General features: G+C 69.9%; 14 protein-coding genes and 1 tRNA gene. 4 read left to right on the top strand and 11 right to left on the bottom strand.

The genetic code is table 11. From position 1 onward, the window contains the following. The first annotated feature begins 108 nt into the window (after nt 1-108). Nucleotides 109-816, top strand: a complete 708-nt coding sequence (locus tag M8J73_RS14505) for an SIMPL domain-containing protein (protein WP_249828686.1) — start codon at nt 109-111, stop codon at nt 814-816. Between the two features lie 172 nt (nt 817-988). After that, entirely contained in the window at nt 989-2428 is a 1440-nt protein-coding gene (gene pyk / locus M8J73_RS14500; protein WP_055539393.1) for a pyruvate kinase, read from the top strand. 13 nt (nt 2429-2441) lie between these two features. Here the strand turns inward: pyk and M8J73_RS14495 are convergent, their stop codons facing one another. Both M8J73_RS14495 and M8J73_RS14490 read right to left on the bottom strand, forming a co-directional pair. Then, nucleotides 2442-3197: a helix-turn-helix domain-containing protein gene (locus tag M8J73_RS14495; RefSeq protein ID WP_055539394.1), complete on the bottom strand. Its 756-nt coding sequence runs from the start codon at nt 3195-3197 to the stop codon at nt 2442-2444. 105 nt (nt 3198-3302) lie between these two features. Continuing rightward, nucleotides 3303-3375, bottom strand: a tRNA-Leu gene (locus M8J73_RS14490). Nucleotides 3376-3477: 102 nt separating this feature from the next. Between M8J73_RS14490 and M8J73_RS14485 the strand changes: the two genes are divergently transcribed. Beyond that, complete coding sequence (locus tag M8J73_RS14485) at nt 3478-4134, top strand: ANTAR domain-containing response regulator (RefSeq protein WP_033528041.1); 657 nt, start codon at nt 3478-3480, stop codon at nt 4132-4134. A 107-nt stretch (nt 4135-4241) separates the two neighbouring features. Here the strand turns inward: M8J73_RS14485 and M8J73_RS14480 are convergent, their stop codons facing one another. The 8 genes from M8J73_RS14480 to M8J73_RS14440 all read right to left on the bottom strand — a co-directional run bounded on the left by M8J73_RS14480 (nt 4242) and on the right by M8J73_RS14440 (nt 14153). After that, entirely contained in the window at nt 4242-4958 is a 717-nt protein-coding gene (locus M8J73_RS14480; protein ID WP_055539395.1) for an ABC transporter ATP-binding protein, read from the bottom strand. After that, nucleotides 4955-5848, bottom strand: a complete 894-nt coding sequence (locus tag M8J73_RS14475) for an ABC transporter ATP-binding protein (RefSeq protein WP_055539396.1) — start codon at nt 5846-5848, stop codon at nt 4955-4957. Before M8J73_RS14475 ends, M8J73_RS14480 begins: the two co-directional genes overlap by 4 nt. 7 nt (nt 5849-5855) lie before the next feature. Continuing rightward, complete coding sequence (locus M8J73_RS14470) at nt 5856-7679, bottom strand: branched-chain amino acid ABC transporter permease (protein WP_055539397.1); 1824 nt, start codon at nt 7677-7679, stop codon at nt 5856-5858. Nucleotides 7680-7684: 5 nt separating this feature from the next. Beyond that, nucleotides 7685-8617 carry a branched-chain amino acid ABC transporter permease gene (locus M8J73_RS14465; RefSeq protein WP_249828685.1) on the bottom strand — a complete coding sequence of 311 codons (933 nt, stop codon included), beginning with the start codon at nt 8615-8617 and terminating at the stop codon, nt 7685-7687. Between the two features lie 115 nt (nt 8618-8732). Then, complete coding sequence (locus tag M8J73_RS14460) at nt 8733-9968, bottom strand: branched-chain amino acid ABC transporter substrate-binding protein (RefSeq protein ID WP_055538715.1); 1236 nt, start codon at nt 9966-9968, stop codon at nt 8733-8735. A gap of 878 nt (nt 9969-10846) precedes the next feature. Continuing rightward, entirely contained in the window at nt 10847-11248 is a 402-nt protein-coding gene (locus tag M8J73_RS14450) for a hypothetical protein (protein WP_055538376.1), read from the bottom strand. A gap of 67 nt (nt 11249-11315) precedes the next feature. Continuing rightward, nucleotides 11316-11801, bottom strand: coding sequence for a hotdog fold thioesterase (locus M8J73_RS14445; RefSeq protein ID WP_055538377.1), 486 nt, complete (start codon nt 11799-11801; stop codon nt 11316-11318). A gap of 72 nt (nt 11802-11873) precedes the next feature. Next, on the bottom strand, nt 11874-14153 hold the full coding sequence (locus M8J73_RS14440; protein ID WP_055538378.1) for an FdhF/YdeP family oxidoreductase: 2280 nt from the start codon (nt 14151-14153) through the stop codon (nt 11874-11876). Between the two features lie 240 nt (nt 14154-14393). On the opposite strand from M8J73_RS14440, the gene polA reads away from it, so the two are divergent. Then, entirely contained in the window at nt 14394-17120 is a 2727-nt protein-coding gene (gene polA / locus M8J73_RS14435) for a DNA polymerase I (protein WP_249828684.1), read from the top strand. A 1336-nt stretch (nt 17121-18456) separates the two neighbouring features. On the opposite strand, the gene M8J73_RS14430 is transcribed toward polA, so the two are convergent. Then, a complete protein-coding gene (locus tag M8J73_RS14430; RefSeq protein WP_055541194.1) occupies nt 18457-19305 on the bottom strand; it encodes a DUF4184 family protein in 849 nt (282 codons plus the stop codon). Between the last annotated feature and the right edge of the window lie 394 nt (nt 19306-19699).

Genomic DNA, 19699 nt, shown 5'->3' with positions numbered 1-19699 from the left:
TCTGACCCGTACATTCCACACAGCAACAGTCCCTCCAGGTTGCGATCTGGTGACCGGCTCACCGCGGCCCCCGACGCCAACCGGACCCGCGGTGACAGAGTGGGACGTATGACCGACACCCCCGCACAGCCCCACCCCACCGCCCTCCCCTACGGCACCCCCGACGCCCCCCGCATCGCCGTCCGCGGCGACGCCCACCTGGAGGTCGACCCCGAGATCGCCCGCATCGGAATCACCGTCACCGCCCGAGGCAAGGACCGCCGCACCGCCCTCGACGACCTCACCCGCCGCAACAACACCGCCCTCGACCTCGTCAAAAGCTACGGCGACGCCGTCGAACGCCTCGAAACCGGCACCTTCTCCCTCACCCCCCAACTCAAGGAGAAAGGCCGCGGCGAACGCGTCCACGCCTACCACGGCCGCGTCCACATCACCGCCGAACTCACCGACTTCACCGCCCTCGGCGAACTCGCCACCCGAATCGCCGACCTCGACCTCACCCATGTCGACGGCCCCACCTGGTCCCTCCGCCCCGACTCACCCGCCCACCGTGAAGCCCGCCAGAAAGCCGTACGCGAAGCCGTCCAGCGCGCCCGCGAATACGCCGACGCGCTCGGCACCACCCTCGCCGCCCTCGTCGAACTCGCCGACCTCGGCACCGAGACCCCCGAACCCTTCCGCCCCGCCGCCTACGCCCGCACCATGGCCTACGCCGCCGAGGACGCCGCACCGGCCCCCCTCGACCTCGAACCCGAACGCCAGCACATCCACGCCCAGGTCAACGCCCGCTTCACCCTGCACCCACCCACCCTGTGAGCGCCCCCGCCACGCCCGGCGCCCGGCTTCACTGCTTGACGCCACCTTGACGACGCCTCGACAACTACTGACGACATCTGATGACTGCTTGTCAAATACCCTTCACCCAAAGGCCGTTGAGTAGTCACGTGCCTCCAAGTCCCTACCAGCGGGTAAGCCCTAGGCTCGAACCATGCGCCGAGCAAAGATCGTCTGCACCCTCGGGCCGGCCACCGACTCGTACGACCAGATCAAGGCACTGGTCGAAGCCGGAATGGACGTCGCCCGCTTCAACCTCAGCCACGGCGACCACGCCGAACACGAGGAGCGCTACCGACACGTCCGCAAGGCCTCCGACGAAACCGGCCGCAGCGTCGGCCTCCTCGCCGACCTTCAAGGCCCGAAGATCCGCCTCGGCCGCTTCACCGAAGGCCCCGTACTCCTCGAACGCGGCGACACCTTCACCCTCACCGTCGAACCCGGCGTCGAAGGCACCCACGAGATCTGCGGCACGACCTACGACGGCCTCGCCACCGACGTCACGACCGGGGAACGCATCCTCGTCGACGACGGCAAGGTGACCCTCCACGTCACCGCCGTCGACGGACCCCGCGTCCACACCGAGGTCGTCGAAGGCGGCATCGTCTCCGACCACAAGGGCCTCAACCTCCCCGGCGTCGCCGTCTCCGTCCCCGCCCTCTCCACCAAGGACGAGAACGACCTCCGCTGGGCCCTGCGCACCGGCTTCGACATCGTCGCCCTGTCCTTCGTGCGAACGGGACGGGACATCGACGCCGTCCACCGCATCATGGACGAGGAGGGCCGCCGACTCCCCGTCATCGCCAAGGTCGAGAAACCCCAGGCGGTCGACGCCCTCGACGACATCGTCGCCGCCTTCGACGGCGTCATGGTCGCGCGCGGCGACCTCGGCGTCGAAATGCCCCTCGAACAGGTCCCCCTGGTCCAGAAGCGCGCCATCGCCCTCGCCCGACGCAACGCCAAACCGGTCATCGTCGCCACACAGATGCTCGACTCGATGATCCACCACCCCCGGCCCACACGCGCCGAGGCCAGCGACGTCGCCAACGCGGTCCTCGACGGCACCGACGCGGTGATGCTGTCCGGCGAGACCAGCGTCGGCAAACACCCCGTCGAGACGGTCCGCACGATGAGCCGCATCGTCGCCGCCGCCGAGGAGAACCTGCTCGCCGACGGCCTCCCACCCCTCACCGAGCACAACAAACCCCGCACCCAGGGAGGCGCCGTGGCCCGCGCCGCCGCCGAGATCGGCGACTTCCTCGGTGCCCGGTTCCTCGTGGCGTTCAGCCAGTCCGGCGACACCGCCCGCCGCCTGTCCCGCTACCGCTCCCCGATCCCCCTCCTCGCCTTCACCCCCGACCCGGCGACGCGCTCCCAGCTGAGCCTCACCTGGGGCGTCGAGACGTTCCTCGGACCGCGCGTCGACTCCACGGACGCGATGATCGGCCAGGTCGACGAACTGCTGCTGGAGTACGCCCGCTGCCGCAAGGGCGACACGGTCGTCATCACCGCCGGCTCCCCACCGGGCGTCGCGGGCACCACGAACCTGGTCCACATCCACCACATCGCCGAGGACGACGCGCCGAAGGCGTAGCGGCTCGCAGATGTCAGTGCTTGGCCCCGACATGGGCATCCATCAGCGCGACGGAGGCCTTACGGGCGACGGAGATGTTGTAGGGGGCGCCGTGACGGGTGCAGTGCGTCCACTCCAGGCCCAGCCTGTCGAGGGTGTCGGTATAGAGCCGCCGGATGTCGTCCGACTTGTTGGTGAAGAAGTACCGCGGATACTCGTACCGCTTGCGCTCACCGCCGACGAGGCGGGTGGTCCAGTTGGTGACACGGCACCCGTCGGAGTGGATGAGCCCCCGCACGAACTCCCAGGGGTGAGCTTCGACGATGGCCTGCTGCCAGGGTTCCAGCACGATGCGACGCTCGTGCTTCTTGCCGGGGCCGTGTTGGGGGAACAGGGCAGGCCAGTGCGGGTAGTAGCTGGTGACCATCACGCAGCCCTGCTTCTGCTGTGCGTACACGCCGACGCCAGGTCGTACCTGCGCGATGGCCTCCCGGCACAGTCGGACCAGCCCTGGCCACGCGTCGGCGCAAGCGATGCGGAGGTAATGGCCGCCCCGTGGGTGGGCGCTGAGGCAGCCGTCACCGAGGTAGAGGCCGAGCAGGTAGGAGTACGCGGGGTCGTCTGCTGGTGGCCCGGGATCCGGCGTCGTCATGCGGGGGAGTGGTTCGACCCTCTCCTGCCATGAGCGGATCGCGGCCCGGGAGACGCCGGTTTCGCGGCTCACGGAGTTCAGGCTGCGCCCCTGCGCGACAAGTGCCAGGGCTCGCCGACGTGTGCTGGTGTCGTACATGCGGTCACTCTGGGCGACTGCTCGCTTCTGGGTGCAGCAAAAAGCGGATGTTCACGAGAACGTGTACATCCGCATCTGGTGGTGACCTTGGAAACGAAGGAAAAGTGCCCCGGGTGGGATTCGAACCCACGCTGTCGGTGGTTTGAGCACCGTGTCTCTTCCGCTGGACTACCGGGGCTTCCTCTAAAACGAAGGTCAGCGGCCACCCGCCGTGCCCCCACCTTACCGCAGCTAGGTACCCTCTTGTCAGCAGTACCCCTGCCCTGAACAAGGAGCCCACGTGACCGCCCCCGAGTCGCCCCAGCCCCTCGACGTGCCCGACGACGACAAGTCGCACGTGCCTCCGCTCACGACCCGTGTCGTCATCGCCGAGGACGAGGCACTGATCCGCCTCGACCTCAAGGAGATGCTCGAAGAGGAGGGCTACTCCGTCGTGGGCGAGGCCGGTGACGGCGAGCAGGCCATCGAGCTGGCCCGGGAGCACCAGCCGGACCTGGTGATCCTTGACGTGAAGATGCCGAAGATGGACGGTATCTCCGCCGCCGAGAAGATCGCCGAGGAGCGTATCGCCCCGGTGCTGATGCTGACCGCGTTCTCGCAGCGCGACCTGGTGGAGCGGGCGCGGGACGCGGGCGCGATGGCGTACCTGGTGAAGCCGTTCAGCAAGAGTGACGTCGTGCCGGCGATCGAGATGGCCGTCTCGCGGTTCACGGAGCTGAAGGAGCTGGAGAAGGAGGTCGCCGACCTCACGCTCCGGCTGGAGACCCGCAAGCTGGTCGACCGGGCGAAGTCGATCCTGCAGACGGAGTACGGGCTGACGGAGCCGGCGGCGTTCCGGTGGATCCAGAAGACGTCGATGGATCGCAGGATGTCGATGCAGCAGGTCGCGGAGGCGGTCATTCAGGACGCCGACGAGAAGAAGGCCGCGAAGGGCTGAGGGCGGCCCGGTCGGCCGCGTAGGCCGCGTCGTACGTGCGAGGAGGCCCGCACCCCCTGGGAAGGGGGGTGCGGGCCTCCTCGCGTGTCGGTCCGGTGGCTGGTCCGCTAGTCCTCGCCGAGGTACGCCTTGCGGACGGATTCGTCGTGCAGCAGGTCGGAGCCCGTGCCGGAGAGGACGATCTTGCCGATCTCCATGACGTGGCCCTGGTCGGCGAGGGAGAGCGCCGCCTGGGCGTTCTGCTCGACGAGCAGGATCGTGGTGCCCTGGGACTTCAGCTCGGCGATGGTCGCCATGATCTTCTGCATCATGATCGGCGAGAGGCCCATGGAGGGCTCGTCGAGCATGAGCAGCTTCGGCTGGGACATGAGCGCGCGGCCCATGGCCAGCATCTGCTGCTCGCCGCCGGAGAGGGTGCCGGCGGCCTGCTTGCGACGTTCGCCCAGGATGGGGAAGAGGTCGTAGGCGCGCTGGATGTCCTTCTCGATGCCGGGCTTGTCGCTGCGCAGGAAGGCGCCGAGGCGGAGGTTGTCCTCGATGCTCATGCGCGGGAAGATGTGCCGCCCCTCGGGGGAGTGGGCGAGTCCCAGCGAGACGATGTCGTGTGCGGGGACCTTCTTCAGCGACTTGCCGTTGAACTTGATCTGGCCGCCGACGGGCTTGAGGAGGCCGGACAGGGTGCGGAGCGTCGTGGTCTTGCCGGCGCCGTTGGTGCCGACGAGGGTGACGACTTCGCCTGCGTTGACCTTGAAGGAGACGCCCTTGACGGCTTCGATCTTGCCGTAGGCGACCCGGAGGTCCTCGACTTCGAGCAGTGCGGTCATCGGTCGTTCTCCTTGCCGGGCGCGGCGTCGGTGGCGGCCTCGGCGTGTGCTTCGGCGGCTTCGACTTCCGCGACCTCGTCCTTGCCGGGAGCGTCTTCGAAGGGTTCGCCGAGGTAGGCGGCGACGACGCGTTCGTCTCCCTGGACGGTGGCGCTGTCGCCCTCGACGAGCTTCTCGCCCTGGACGAGGACGGCGACGCGGTCGCAGAGGTTGAAGATGAACCGCATGTCGTGCTCGATGACGAGGACGGCTATGCCCTTGTCGCGGATGGCGAAGACGAGTTCCTCGGTGGCTCGTGTCTCCTGCGGGTTCATGCCGGCGGTGGGCTCGTCCAGGAGGAGGAGGCCGGGTTCGCTGGCGAGTGCCCGGGCGATCTCCAGCTTGCGCTGTTCGCCGTAGGGGAGGTTGCGGGCGAGGTGGTCGGCCTTGTTCTCCAGGCCCACGAACTCCAGGAGTTCCATGGCGCGTTCGCGGGACTTGGCCTCGGCCTTGTGGAAGCTGGGCAGCCGCAGTACGGCCGACCAGAAGCCTTCCTTGGTCCGGGTGTGGCGGCCGACGAGCACGTTCTCCAGGACCGTCATGTTCGCGAACAGGCGGATGTTCTGGAAGGTGCGGGCGATGCCGGCCGCGGTGACCTTGAAGGACTTGGGCGGCAGGACGTTGCCCTTGTAGCGGACTTCGCCCTCGGTGGGGATGTACAGGCCGGTGAGGCAGTTGAAGAAGGTCGTCTTGCCGGCGCCGTTGGGGCCGATGAGGCCGACGATTTCGCCTGCGTTCACGGTGAAGTCGACGTTGCGGACGGCGGTGAGGCCGCCGAAGCGCATGGTGACGCCGCGGGCGTCGAGGACCGTCTGGCCCGTGGTGCTCGGGGTGATGGTGTCAGTCGTCATGGTGGTGTCAGGCCCCCGTCTTGGTGAGCACTGTGGGCGGTTCCGCGTCTTCGTGGAACTCGAGCTGGCGGCGCCGGTTGGGGATCATTCCCTCCGGGCGGAAGCGCATCAGCAGGATGAGTGCGAGGCCGAAGGCGAGGAGCTGGTAGTCGCCGAGGAACTGGAGCTTGTTGGGGATCAGGAAGAGCAGGGCCGCGCCGATGAGGGGTCCGCTGATGGTGCCCATGCCGCCGAGGACGACCGCGGCGAGCAGGAAGGCGGAGTTGGGCGGGATCACACCGGCGAAGAGGTACTGCTCGGGTGTCACGGTGTAGGTGACGTGGGCCTGGACGGTTCCGGCGAGGCCGGCCAGGGAGGCGCCGACGGCGAAGGCGATGAGCTTGACGCGGAAGCCGTTGATGCCCATGGCGAGCGCGGCGGTCTCGTCCTCGCGGATGGCGACCCAGGCGCGGCCGATGCGGGAGTCACCGCTGCGCCGGAAGACCAGCACGACGACGGCGGTGATGAGCAGCATCAGGAAGAAGTAGTTGGCGAAGCGGCCGATGGTGAAGCCGCCGATGGTGTGCTGGAGGCCGAAGTCGAACCCGAGGATGTTGAGGTTCGGGATCGAGGAGATGCCGTTGGAGCCGTTGGTGAGGTCGGGTCCGGAGGTGCCGTCGAGGTTGTTGGCGGTGATCCGGAAGATCTCACCGAAGCCGAGGGTCACGATGGCCAGGTAGTCGCCGCGCAGTCGCAGGGTCGGGGCGCCGATGAGGACGCCGAAGACGAGCGAGGCGAGGGCTCCGACGAGGACGGCGGCCCAGAACGGGAAGTGCACGTCGAAGGGCGAGCTGGGGGAGCCGGAGACCAGGGCGGCGGCGTAGGCGCCGACGCCGAGGAAGGCGACGTATCCGAGGTCGAGGAGGCCGGCGAGGCCGACGACGATGTTCAGGCCGAGGGCGACGGTGGCGAAGATCAGGATGTAGACGCCGATGGTCGCGTACTGGTCGTCGGTCTGGGTGAAGGGGAACAGTGCCGCCGCGACGAAGGCGCCGCAGATGGTGATGTTCTGGTGCTTGGCGGTGATCTGGGAGGCCTGGGCGATGAGGCCGGCCTTGTTGAGGGCGCCGAAGCCGAAGCCGGCGGTGATCAGGAAGCCGATGAACAGCTCGTCGTACTCGGTGCCGATGCCGTAGGTGAAGACGGTCAGGCCGAGTGCGAGGACGGCGACGATGATCAGGATCTCGACGTACGAGGGGAGCGTGCCGAGGCGGCGGGGGGTGCCGGTGGCGAAGGCCGCCTTGAAGGTGGCCCACTTGCTGCCCGCGCGGTGCTTGAACAGCTCCCAGCCGGTGTCGTCGGGGTCGAACGGGTCGGGCTCGGGGCGCTCGAAGGGCAGTGCCAGGGCGCCGAGGAGGGCGGCGAGGCTGGCGAGGGCGACGAGGTAGCCGCCGGGTTCGAGGTTGACGAGGCCGCCGAGGTCGACGCTGATGGCGAGGACCGTGTACCAGCTGGTGGCGAAGGTGGCGAGGGTGGCGAACTTGATGGCCGCGTCGGCGCCGGCGGGCACCAGCCAGCCGAGGCCCTGCACGCCGTAGCGGGCCAGGCAGAAGAGCGTGGCCAGGGCGCCGCCGATGAGGACGAGGACCTGCAGGCCGCCCGGGTAGCCGTAGACGGTGAGGTCGCCGGGGAAGGCGGAGGTCCAGGTCCAGGCGAGGAACGTGGAGACGATGGTGAGGACGCTGCCGCCGAGGGCGAGCGCGAGGCCGGTCTTCTCGGGGAGGCCGATCAGGCCGGCGGGCTTGCCGGAGGCGGGGGTGGGGGTTTCGGGTGCTGTGGTCTGTGTGGTCATCGGTGTCACGCCCTGTCCGCGACGCGCTCGCCGAGCAGACCTTGTGGTCTGAACAGCAGTACGAGGATGAGGAGTACGAAGGCCCAGACGTCGGCCCAGGACTGGCTGCCGAACTGGTCCATGCCGGGGATGTCGGCGATGTAGGCGGTGGCCAGGGTTTCGGCGATGCCGAGGACCACGCCGCCGATCATGGCTCCGTAGATGTTGCCGATGCCGCCGAGGACGGCTGCGGTGAAGGCCTTCAGGCCGAGGATGAAGCCCATGCGGAAGTCGATCTGGCCGTACTTCAGGCCGTAGGCGACACCGCCGACCGCGGCGAAGATCGCGCCGAGGGCGAAGGCGACCACGATGATGCGGTCGGTGTTGATGCCCATGAGCTTGGCGGTGTCCGGGTCCTGCGCGGTGGCCTGCATGCCGCGGCCGGTGCGGGTCTTCATGACGAAGTAGGCGAGGACGGCCATGCTGATGGGGGCCGCGATCAGGAGGAAGACGTCACCGGTCTGGATGGTGACGCTGCCGATCTCGAAGGGGCCGCCGGGGATCTCGGGGAAGGTCCGGGCGGACTTGGCCTCGGGGTACCAGGCCCACACCGCCTGCTGCAGGGCGAGGGAGAGGCCGATGGCGGTGATGAGGGGGGCGAGGCGTGGGGCGCTGCGGAGGGGGCGGTAGGCGAATCGTTCCGCTCCCACGGCGATGGTGGTGGAGACCAGGGCGGCGCCGATGAGCATCAGCGGCAGGGCGATCCACATGGACGTGCCGTCGGGCAGGACGTACACGTAGATGGTCAGAGCGCCGAACGCTCCGGTCATGAAGATCTCGCCGTGGGCGAAGTTGATGAGCTGGACGATGCCATAGACCATTGTGTAGCCAATGGCGACCAGCCCGTACATGGATCCCAGTAGCAGGCCGTTGACCAGCTGCTGCGGCAGTTCGTTCACCGCATGTCCTCCGAGAGGGTTTCGGATGTTTCGACGGGGGGCCGGATGCGAGTCCGCGCGGGGCGCCAGTGGAACAGCGCCCCGCGCGGCTCAGGAATGGTGCGGTTGTGGAGGATCAGCCGGAGTAGGTACCGGACTTGACGGCCTTCCAGGCACCGTTCTCGACGGCGTAGACGGTGAGCTGCTTGTTGGTGGCGTCACCGTACTCGTCGAAGGAGACCTTGCCGGTCACCCCGTCGAACGAGACGTTCTGCATCGCGGCCGTGACCTTGGCGCGAGCGTCGCTCGGGAGCTTGCCGTTGTTGTCCTCGACGACCTTCTTCACGGCCTCGATGATCGCCCAGGCCGAGTCGTAGGAGTAGCCGCCGTAGGCCTCGAAGGCCTCCTTGTAGCCCGCGGCCTTGTAGTTCGCCACGAACTCCTTGGCGGAGGGGAGCTCCTCGACCGGGGCGCCGACCGAGGTGGCCAGGTCGCCCTTGCCGCTGGCGCCGGCCAGCTTGATGAAGTCGGCGCTGTAGATGCCGTCGCCGCCGACCACGGGGATCTTGGCGCCGGCGGCCTTGATCTGCTTGCTGAGCGGGCCGGCCTGCGGGTATTCGCCGCCGTAGTAGACGACGTCCGCGCCCGAGTTCTTCACCTTGGTGGCGACCGCGGAGAAGTCCTTGGTGTCGGGGTTGATGTGCTCGGTGCCGGCGACCTTGCCGCCGAGCTTCTTGAACTCCTCGGTGAAGGTGGCGGCCAGACCGGCGCCGTAGGTCTTCTTGTCGTCGATGACGAAGACCTTCTTCTTCTTGGCGTCGTTGAAGACGTACTGCGCTGCGAACGGGCCCTGGATGGCGTCCGTGGTCGCGGTGCGGAAGTACGACTTGTACGGGCGGGTCTTGGTCTTCTGCCAGTCCGTGCCCTGGGTCAGGGCCGGGTTGGTGTTGGCCGGGGAGACCTCGACGAGCTTGGCGTCGTCGAAGACCTTCTGCATGGACTCGGCGACCGAGGAGTTCAGCGGGCCGACGACGCCGAGGACGTCCTTGTCGGCGACGAGCTTGGTGGCGTTCTGCTGGCCCGAGGAGGGCTGCGCCTGGTCGTCGAGGGCCTCGACCTTGAAGGTGACGCCTTCGACGGTCTTCTCCTTGTTGGCCGTCTTGGCGGCCAGGTCTACGGAGTTCTTGATGCCGAGACCGAGGGCCGACAGGTCGCCGGTCAGCGGTGCGTCGACACCGATGACGACGGTGGTGCCGCCGCCGCTTCCTTCGGAGTCCGAGCCGGCGCTGTCGTCGCGCGAGCCGCAGGCGGTGAGGGTGAGAGCTCCCGCCGCCAGCGCGGCGGTGATGGCGATGAGCGAGCGTTGACGCACGATCAGTCCTTTCCGTGGCACGGCCCGCTCCTGGTTGAGCGGGCCGAGTCGAGCGCTGGGACGAAAATGACTTCGAATCCGATGGCGCGGTGACTGGGCGTGACTCTAAGCGTGTGATGGGAACGTGGAGGAGGGTCTGAGGGAGGCTGTGACGCTCTTGTTATGACACGACGTAATGCAGAGCGGTACTCCGTGGGTGGATGCGAGGAATTAAGGCCGATTCGCCCTGTCCACATTGTGAGAAGCCGCAGGAAGTGCGTCGGCGTTTTCAGGAGTGTTCTTAAGTTTTGGTAGTGACGCCAAGTCGTTGCTGCAGGCGACCTCAATCGCTTCGGAGAGGTCGCGGGCATAGCCTTCGCCGAGGATGAAACTGTGGTCCTCTATTGCGCGCCTATTACGCAGAGTTACGTCCAGGAAAGGCAGTCCGGCGTTCCTCGGGACTTTCCCGCAATCCGTCACCCGCATGGTGATGACGACGGTGAGGGCGCCGTCGGCCGGGCCCCGGAAGGGCGGTCGCGGCGTGGAGGTCAGGGTGAGTCCGGCGGACGGCTGGGAGATCCGGGTCACGGTGACCGGGGGTCCGTCGCGCGTGGTGACCGCGATGCCGAAGCGGAAACTCCCCGCCGGAAGGTCGGCGGGCCGGGGCTCGGGCCCGAGGTAGGTGAACCCCACGGCCTGGGACGGGTACGGGGGAGGGGCCGGGGGCTCCGGCCGGGGGCGGGTCACGTAGAGGAGGCCGCCCGTGAGGACGAGGGCGGCCGCGCCGGCGGCGAGCGCGGCGCGGCGGTGACGGGTGTACAGCGGGGCGAGGCGTCCGCGCGGTGACGGGGCGTCCTCGGCGTGGGTCCCCTCGCCCGCTTCGACGGGTCCGACGCCACTCAACTCCACGGCCCCCCGGTCGGGTTGCCGTCCCGGTACAGCTTCGCGCAGCGTGTGCGCGCCTCCTCGTCGACGAGCCGCTCGGCCGCCTTCCGGCCGGCGCGCTCCTGCTCGGCGCGGGCGGCGTCGACGACCTCGCGCAGGATGTCGTACTGGCCGTTCGACATCCCCATGGACTGGTAGTCGCCGTAGCCCTCGCCGTCCAGGGCCTCCCGCGACCAGTGGGAGACGATTCGCGCGCACAAGCGCTCGGGCGGTGTGGCCGCCGCTGACGGCGACGCCGAGCCGCCGGCCGCCGGTCCGTTGTTCGCTTCCGACGCTCCGCACCCGGTGACCAGGACGCCGATCAGCAGCGCCGGTCCCAGGGCGGCCCCCCACCCGGAGGCTCCTCCCGATCCCATGCCCCGAAAGCTAGACCTCTCCCGCCGTCGTCCGCCAGCGCCGGGCGCCCGCGGGCTCGCCGACGGGTCAGCCGCCCGTGACCCGCTGGGCGTCGGCCGGCAGGACGTCGCGCAGCAGACAGGTCAGCCGGGCCGTGCACACCCGCTTGCCCGCCTCGTCGCTGATGACGATCTCGTACGTGGCGGTCGAGCGCCCCCGGTGCACCGGTGTGGCCACCCCGGTGACCAGCCCGGACCGCACGCCGCGGTGGTGGGTGCAGTTCAGGTCGACGCCCACCGCGATCTTGGAGCTGCCCGCGTGCAGCATGGAGCCGACCGAGCCGAGGGTCTCCGCGAGCACGGCGGACGCGCCGCCGTGCAGCAGCCCGTACGGCTGGGTGTTGCCCTCGACCGGCATGGTGCCGACGACGCGGTCCGCGGACGCCTCCACGATCTGCACGCCCATGCGGGTGCCCAGGTGCCCCGCGGAGAACATCGCGACCAGGTCGACGCCGAGTGCCGCGTACTCGTCGATGACCTCTTGCGGGAACGTGACGTGGTGCTGCTCGCCCATGGGGCTCCGTTCGTCGTCGACCGCCGCGTGCCGTCGGCGGTCGTATACCGGCCTCACTGCCTGAGCAAACGCTCAGTCGGTGGCCGATTGTTCCAGACGGACCACGACGGACTTGCTGGCCGGGGTGTTGCTGGTGTCCGCGGTGGCGTCCAGCGGCACCAGGACGTTGGTCTCGGGGTAGTAGGCGGCCGCGCAGCCGCGGGCCGTCGGGTAGTGCACCACCCGGAAACCGGGCGCCCGGCGCTCGACACCGTCCTTCCACTCGCTCACCAGGTCCACGTAGGAGCCGTCGGCGACCTTCAGCTCCGCGGCGTCCTCAGGGTGGACGAGGACGACCCGGCGGCCGCCCGTGATGCCCCGGTAGCGGTCGTCGAGGCCGTAGATCGTGGTGTTGTACTGGTCGTGCGAGCGCAGGGTCTGCAGCAGCAGACGGCCCTCGGGCAGCCGGGGGAACTCCACCGGCGCGGCGGTGAAGTTGGCCTTGCCGGTGGCGGTGGGGAAGCGGCGCTCGTCGCGCGGGGCGTGCGGCAGCGCGAAGCCGTTCGGATCCGCCACGCGCGCGTTGAAGTCTTCAAAACCGGGCACCACGCGCGCGATGCGGTCACGGATCGTCGCGTAGTCCTTCTCGAACTCCTCCCACGGTGTGCGGCTCTCCTCGCCGAGGACCCGGCGGGCGAGGCGGCACACGATGGCCGGCTCGGACAGCAGATGCCGGCTCGCGGGCTCCAGACGGCCGCGGGAGGCGTGGACCATGCCCATGGAGTCCTCGACGGTCACGAACTGCTCGCCGCTGCCCTGCAGATCACGCTCGGTGCGGCCCAGGGTGGGCAGGATCAGCGCCCGCGCGCCCGTGACCGCGTGCGAGCGGTTCAGCTTCGTCGACACGTGCACCGTCAGCCGGGCGCGCCGCATCGCCGCCTCCGTGACCTCCGTGTCGGGGGACGCCGACACGAAGTTGCCGCCCATCGCGAAGAACACCCTCGCCTTGTCGTCGCGCATGGCCTTGATGGCCCGTACGACGTCGTAGCCGTGCTCCCTGGGCGGCGCGAAGCCGAACTCCTTCTCCAGGGCGTCCAGGAACGCCGGGGCGGGCCGCTCGAAGATGCCCATCGTGCGGTCGCCCTGCACGTTGGAGTGACCGCGCACCGGGCAGACGCCCGCGCCGGGGCGGCCGATGTTGCCGCGCAGCAGCAGGAAGTTGACGACCTCGCGGATGGTGGGCACCGCGTGCTTGTGCTGGGTCAGGCCCATGGCCCAGCAGACGATCGTCCGCTTCGAGGCGAGGACCATGCGCAGCGCCTCGTCGATCTGCTCGCGCGTCAGACCGGTCGCGGTGAGCGTCTCCTCCCAGTCGGCGGCGCGGGCCGCCTCGGCGAACTCCTCGAAGCCGTGCGTGTGCTCGCGCACGAACTCCTCGTCGACCGCTCCCTCCGTCTGAAGGACCAGCTTGTTGAGGAGACGGAACAGGGCCTGGTCGCCGCCGATGCGGATCTGCAGGAACAGATCGGTGAGGGCGGCGCCCTTGAGCATGCCCTGCGGGGTCTGCGGGTTCTTGAACCGCTCCAGGCCCGCCTCGGGCAGCGGATTGACCGTGATGATCTTCGCGCCGCCGGCCTTGGCCTTCTCCAGGGCGGACAGCATGCGCGGGTGGTTCGTGCCCGGGTTCTGCCCGGCGACGACGATCAGATCCGCCTTGTACAGATCCTCCAGCAGGACGCTGCCCTTGCCGATGCCGATCGTCTCGGACAGCGCGGAGCCCGACGACTCGTGGCACATGTTGGAGCAGTCCGGCAGGTTGTTCGTGCCGAACTCGCGGGCGAACAACTGGTACAGGAACGCCGCCTCGTTACTGGTGCGCCCGGAGGTGTAGAAGAGGGCCTCGTCGGGGGAGCCGAGGGCGTGCAGCTCCTCGGCGACGATGTCGAAGGCCCGCTCCCAGGACACCGGCTCGTACCGGTCGCCCCCCTCGGGCAGGTACACGGGGTGGGTGAGCCGGCCCTGCTGGCCCAGCCAGTAGCCGCTGCGGGTGGCCAGGTCCGCCACGGTGTGCGCGGCGAAGAACTCCGGAGTGACCCGGCGCAGCGTGGCTTCCTCGGCGACCGCCTTCGCGCCGTTCTCGCAGAACTCCGCCGTGTGCCGGTGCTCCGGCTCCGGCCAGGCGCAGCCGGGACAGTCGAAGCCGTCCTTCTGATTGACCCGCAGCAGTGTCAGCGCGGTCCGCTTCACCCCCATCTGCTGCTGCGCTATCCGCAGGGTGTGCCCGATCGCGGGGAGCCCCGCCGCCGCATGCTTCGGCTGCGCGACCTGCGGCGCGTCCTGAACCGGATCACTCTTGGGCGCCTTGCCGGCCATCGCTGCTCCCCATTCGCGTACGTGTGCTGTCGAGCCTGAGGTACGCCCCCGATCCTCGCACGTGTCACCGGCCCCGATCGAGATCGGTGCACGGGGACGATCCGCCGTGACCGGGCGGGGACGGGTACGGGGATGTGTCCGCTTCGACGCCCGGGGGCGGGGTGGGGTCGGGGGCCGGTGCGAGGGCGCGGGGCGGCGGGCGTGGTCCGAGTGTCAGTGGCACGTGGCAGGATCGGGTGCGTGGCAGAGACAGCATCGAAGAAGACCGACACGACCACCGGCGGCAGCCGTCCCCGGCTCATGCTCATGGACGGGCATTCGCTGGCCTACCGCGCGTTCTTCGCGCTCCCCGCGGAGAACTTCACGACCGCGACGGGCCAGCCGACGAACGCGATCTACGGCTTCGCGTCGATGCTGGCGAACACGCTGCGCGACGAGGCGCCCACCCACTTCGCGGTGGCGTTCGACGTCTCCCGCAAGACCTGGCGCTCCGAGGAGTTCACCGAGTACAAGGCCAACCGCTCCAAGACCCCCGACGAGTTCAAGGGGCAGGTCGAGCTGATCGGCGAGCTGCTCGACGCCATGCACGCCGTGCGCTTCGCGGTCGACGGCTTCGAGGCCGACGACATCATCGCCACCCTCGCCACCCAGGCCGAGGCGGAGGGCTTCGAGGTCCTCATCGTCACCGGTGACCGCGACTCCTTCCAGCTGGTCTCCGAACACACCACCGTGCTCTACCCCACCAAGGGCGTCTCGGAGCTGACCCGGTTCACCCCGGAGAAGGTGTTCGAGAAGTACGGCCTGACGCCCGCCCAGTACCCGGACTTCGCGGCCCTGCGCGGCGACCCGTCCGACAACCTGCCCGGCATCCCCGGCGTCGGCGAGAAGACCGCCGCGAAGTGGATCAACCAGTTCGGTTCGTTCGCGGATCTGGTCGAGCGCGTCGAGGAGGTCAAGGGCAAGGCGGGGCAGAACCTCCGTGACCATCTGGAGGCCGTCAAGCTCAACCGCCGCCTCACCGAGATGGTGCGCACGGTCGACCTGCCGAGGACGGTCACCGACCTGGAGCGCGCCCCGTACGACCGCAAGGCCGTCGCGATGGTCCTGGACACCCTGGAGATCCGCAACCCGTCGCTGCGCGAGCGGCTGCTGGCCGTCGACCCGGGGGCGGAGGAGGCGGACGCCGGGCCGCAGCCCGCCGCGGGCGTCGCCGTGGACGGCACGGTCCTCGGCTCCGGCGAGCTGACCGGCTGGCTCACCGAGCACGGCACGGAGGTCCTCGGTGTCGCCAGCGTCGACACCTGGGCGCTCGGCACGGGCTCGGTCACCGAGATCGCGCTCGCCGCCGCCGGGGGAGCGGCCGCCTGGTTCGACCCGACCCAGCTCGACGAGACGGACGAGACCACGTGGGCGGCCTGGCTCGCCGACCGGGCGACGCCCAAGGTGTTCCACAATGCCAAGGGCGCGATGCGGGTCTTCGCGGAGCACGGCTGGATCATCGAGGGCGTCACCATGGACACCGCCCTCGCCGCGTACCTGGTCAAGCCGGGCCGCCGCTCCTTCGACCTGGACGCGCTGTCCCTGGAGTACCTCGGTCGGGAGCTGGCCCCCGCCGCCACCGCCGACGGCCAGCTGGCCTTCGGCGCGGACGACGGCGCCGAGGCCGAGGCCCTCATGGTGCAGGCCCGCGCCATCCTCGACCTGGGCGAGGCGTTCGGGCAGCGCCTGGAGGAGGTCGGCGCCGCCGAGCTGCTGCGGGACGTGGAGCTGCCGACGTCGGCGCTGCTGGCCCGCATGGAGCGGCACGGCATCGCCGCGGACCGAGCCCACCTCGAAGCCATGGAGCAGATGTTCGCCGGTGCCGTGCAGCAGGCGGTGAAGGAGGCGCACGCGGCGGCCGGGCACGAGTTCAACCTCGGCTCGCCCAAGCAGCTCCAGGAGGTCCTCTTCGGCGAGCTGGCCCTGCCCAAGACCAAGCGCACCAAGACGGGGTACACCACCGACGCGGACGCCCTGGCCTGGCTCGCCACCCAGACCGACAACGAACTGCCGGTCATCATGCTCCGCCACCGCGAGCAGGCGAAGCTCCGCGTCACCGTCGAGGGCCTGATCAAGACCATCGCGACGGACGGCCGCATCCACACCACCTTCAACCAGACGGTCGCCGCGACGGGCCGTCTCTCCTCGGTCGACCCGAACCTGCAGAACATTCCCGTCCGCACCGACGAGGGCCGGGCGATCCGCCGCGGCTTCGTCGTCGGCGAGGGCTTCGAGTCGCTGATGACGGCCGACTACAGCCAGATCGAGCTGCGCGTGATGGCGCACCTCTCCGAGGACGAGGGCCTCATCGAGGCGTTCACCTCCGGCGAGGACCTCCACACCACGGCCGCGGCGCAGGTGTTCGGCGTCGAGCCCGATGCCGTCGACGCCGAGATGCGGCGCAAGATCAAGGCGATGTCGTACGGCCTCGCGTACGGCCTGTCGGCATTCGGCCTTTCCCAGCAGCTGAACATCGACGCGGGGGAGGCCCGCGCCTTGATGGACGCGTACTTCGAGCGCTTCGGCGGGGTCCGGGACTATCTGCGCCGGGCGGTCGACGAGGCGCGGGCGACCGGGTACACGGCGACGCTCTTCGGCCGCCGCCGCTATCTGCCCGACCTCAACAGTGACAACCGGCAGCGCCGCGAGGCCGCCGAGCGGATGGCGCTCAACGCGCCCATCCAGGGCACGGCCGCGGACATCGTCAAGATCGCCATGCTGAATGTGGGCCGCGCCCTGGAGGACGCCGGCCTCACGTCCCGCATGCTCCTCCAGGTCCACGACGAAATCGTCCTGGAGATCGCCCCCGGCGAGGGTGCCCGCGTAGAGGACCTCGTCCGCCACGAAATGTCCAACGCGGTCCATCTCCGAGCCCCCCTGGACGTCTCAGTGGGCCAAGGCCCGGACTGGGAATCAGCAGCACACTGACCCCCGACGATGGGCCCGCCCACACCCGGGCCCCTCCGGAGGGGCGGCTCCTCCCCGCTGTCCGCTTACTCGGCCGCGACGGCGCTCCACCAGGGCAGCGCACCGTCCCCTTACTCCGCCGCGACGGCGCGCTGCCTGGCGGTGCCGAGCGGACCGGCCGGCTCCGCCGCAACGGCGCTGCCGAGGGAACCGGTCGCCCGTCGTTCCTGTGCACCTCTAGAGCGCTGTTCTTTCCTTCCACCCTCTTTACTCCGCCGCGACGGCGCTTCGCGACGATGGCGCTGTCCGGCGGTGCCGTGCGGACCGGCCGGCTCCACCGGAACGGTGCTGCCTGGCGGTGCCGTGCGGACCGGCCGGCACCGCCGGAACGGTGCTGCCGAGGGAGCCGGTCGCCCGTCGTTCCGGCGTCCCTCTCGAGGGCTGGTTCCCCTGCCGCCCCCTTAACTCCGCCGCAACGGCGCTCTGTCACGATGGTGCTGTCCGGCGGTGCCGGGCGGACCGGCTGGCCAGCGGCGCTCCCGTGCCCCTTGGGAGGGGCTGGTTGTCCCTCGCCCGTCGTTTCGACGCCCCTCTCGAGGGCTGCTTGCTGCCGCCCTCTTCATTCCGCCGCGACGGCGCTTCGCCACGATGGTGCTGTCCGGCGGTGCCGAGCGGACCGGCTGGCCAGCGGCGCTCCCGTGCCCCTTCCGAGGGGGCTGGTTTTCCCTGCCGCCCTCGTTACTCCGCCGCAGCGGCGCTTCGCCACGACGGCGCTGTCCGGCGGTGCCGAGCGGACCGGCTGGCCAGCGGCGCTCCCGTGCCCCTTCCGAGGGGGCTGGTTTTCCCTGCCGCCCTCGTTACTCCGCCGCAGCGGCGCTTCGCCACGACGGCGCTGTCCGGCGGTGCCGAGCGGACCGGTCGTCCCCTCGGTCCTTCGGTGCTCGCTCAGGGGCCGGCCTCTGCCGGTGCCGCCCGCCTCTGCCACAGCGCCACCCCCCTCAGCGGCGCTCCCCGGCACTCTCCCATCCGCCCCCGCGGCGCGCCCCCGGTGTCACCCGGCTGGACCCCGTCGAGGGGCCCGGCGGGGCGGGGCGGCATGAGGATGCCCGCATGGGCATACGCACGCTCCGCCGCCGTACCGCGACAGCTGCCGGCCGCCTGCCACGGGCGCTCACCCGCCTCTCCAGGGTGCAGCCCCACTTCCCATGGGCGCCCCACCGCCGCTGGGCGCACACACTGATCCCCTGGAGGCTCACCCACCCCGTCCCGGCCCTGCTGGGCCACGTCCCGCCATACGCCCCCGGCGCGGCCAGACCCCGTATCCCCCGTGGGGCCCCCGTGCGCCGCCGTCCGGTGCTCAGCGGCGGACCGAGCTGTCCGCCTCCGCGTCGGCTGCGATCACCGCAGCGGAAGCCGGGCGCCAGATCCTGACGCCTACGCCGTACAGCACCACGCCGACCATCAGCCCGGCCCCGGCCCCGAAGCACACCGTCGGGATCACCTCGTACGGTTTGGCGATCGAACCCCAGGAGGCCCACCAGCGGGCCACCCGCTGCGCCGTCGCGATCAGCGCGCACCCCCCGATCACGGCGCCCGCCACCCACCGGTCGGCCGAGGAGAGCACCGGCACACCCACGGGCTCGCCCACCGGCTGACGGCGCAGCGCCAGCACCAGGAACACGGCGATCACGACCGCCGCGACCGCCGAACCGCCGTACTGGAGGTACCAGTACAACGGCGAGCCCGCGAACTCCTCACCCAGCACCGGAAACAGCCGCATCCCCCACCGGTCGAGATGCGTGAACGCGTCCCAGACGACATGGGTGAGCGCACCCAGCACCGCGGAGACGTACCACCACAGCACCAGCGACGGACCCACCCGCCGCACGCCGGCCCCGCACCGCACCAGCGAGGCCACCCGCGCCCGCCGCGTCCTCGGCAGCAGCGCGACGAGCGGCTCCCGGAGCACCAGCCACACGCCCACCAACGCCCAGGTGAACAGCACGTCGACGGTGAAGACCCCGGCGAAGGAGTGCGTGACGTCGCCGAATTCCATCGCCCCCGGCAGCACACTCGCCGCGTAATAGGTCAGATCGGGCGCGAACGAACCGGCGACGAGCACCGACGGTACGAGTCGCCCCCGCGCGCTCCCGTCCCCGCGCAGCGCGGGCAGCACGGCGGCCGCATGGCTCAGCGTGAAAGGCAATTCGTCCCCCTGGAGCGGATTTTGTGGCATTGTGCGTGAAGTGTCCGTGGTGGACCTCCGGCGCGGTCGGCCGGTCCGGCGATCACCGGCGTCAGTATGCGCGACGCCCGCCGCCCCCGGCGTGCGCCCGCGTGACAGCGAACGGGCAGGGGCAACCGGCGGAAATCGGGCACGAACGGGTGTCCGGGCGACGGAAGTTGCCGTAGGGTCGCCTGGGCCGCCGCGTCGATGCGTGCGGGGGTCATCGGAAATCCGGAGAAGGAAACGCCGTAACAGGGCAACCAAATCCGGAACTCCGTAGTCGGTGTAGCAGAGCGGGAAGGCCGCTCCGGAGAAAATCCGGAGAAGTCGCCCGAGACAGTGTCAAAAGGGAAGAACGCCAAGGCGATCGACC

It is taken from the genome of Streptomyces neyagawaensis, assembly GCF_023516595.1.
GTDB classification, from domain to species: Bacteria; Actinomycetota; Actinomycetes; order Streptomycetales; family Streptomycetaceae; genus Streptomyces; species Streptomyces neyagawaensis.
The sequence above is the reverse complement of the archived record's forward strand: the minus strand, read 5'-3'. Positions and strand labels throughout refer to the sequence as shown.

Excerpts from the sequence above, each read along its gene's own strand:
- M8J73_RS14505 (WP_249828686.1), top strand. The coding sequence starts at position 109 with ATGACCGACACCCCCGCACAGCCCCACCCCACCGCCCTCCCCTACGGC.
- pyk (WP_055539393.1), top strand. The coding sequence starts at position 989 with ATGCGCCGAGCAAAGATCGTCTGCACCCTCGGGCCGGCCACCGACTCG.
- M8J73_RS14495 (WP_055539394.1), bottom strand. The coding sequence starts at position 3,197 with ATGTACGACACCAGCACACGTCGGCGAGCCCTGGCACTTGTCGCGCAG.
- M8J73_RS14480 (WP_055539395.1), bottom strand. The coding sequence starts at position 4,958 with ATGACCGCACTGCTCGAAGTCGAGGACCTCCGGGTCGCCTACGGCAAG.
- M8J73_RS14475 (WP_055539396.1), bottom strand. The coding sequence starts at position 5,848 with ATGACGACTGACACCATCACCCCGAGCACCACGGGCCAGACGGTCCTC.
- M8J73_RS14470 (WP_055539397.1), bottom strand. The coding sequence starts at position 7,679 with ATGACCACACAGACCACAGCACCCGAAACCCCCACCCCCGCCTCCGGC.
- M8J73_RS14450 (WP_055538376.1), bottom strand. The coding sequence starts at position 11,248 with ATGGGATCGGGAGGAGCCTCCGGGTGGGGGGCCGCCCTGGGACCGGCG.
- M8J73_RS14445 (WP_055538377.1), bottom strand. The coding sequence starts at position 11,801 with ATGGGCGAGCAGCACCACGTCACGTTCCCGCAAGAGGTCATCGACGAG.
- M8J73_RS14440 (WP_055538378.1), bottom strand. The coding sequence starts at position 14,153 with ATGGCCGGCAAGGCGCCCAAGAGTGATCCGGTTCAGGACGCGCCGCAG.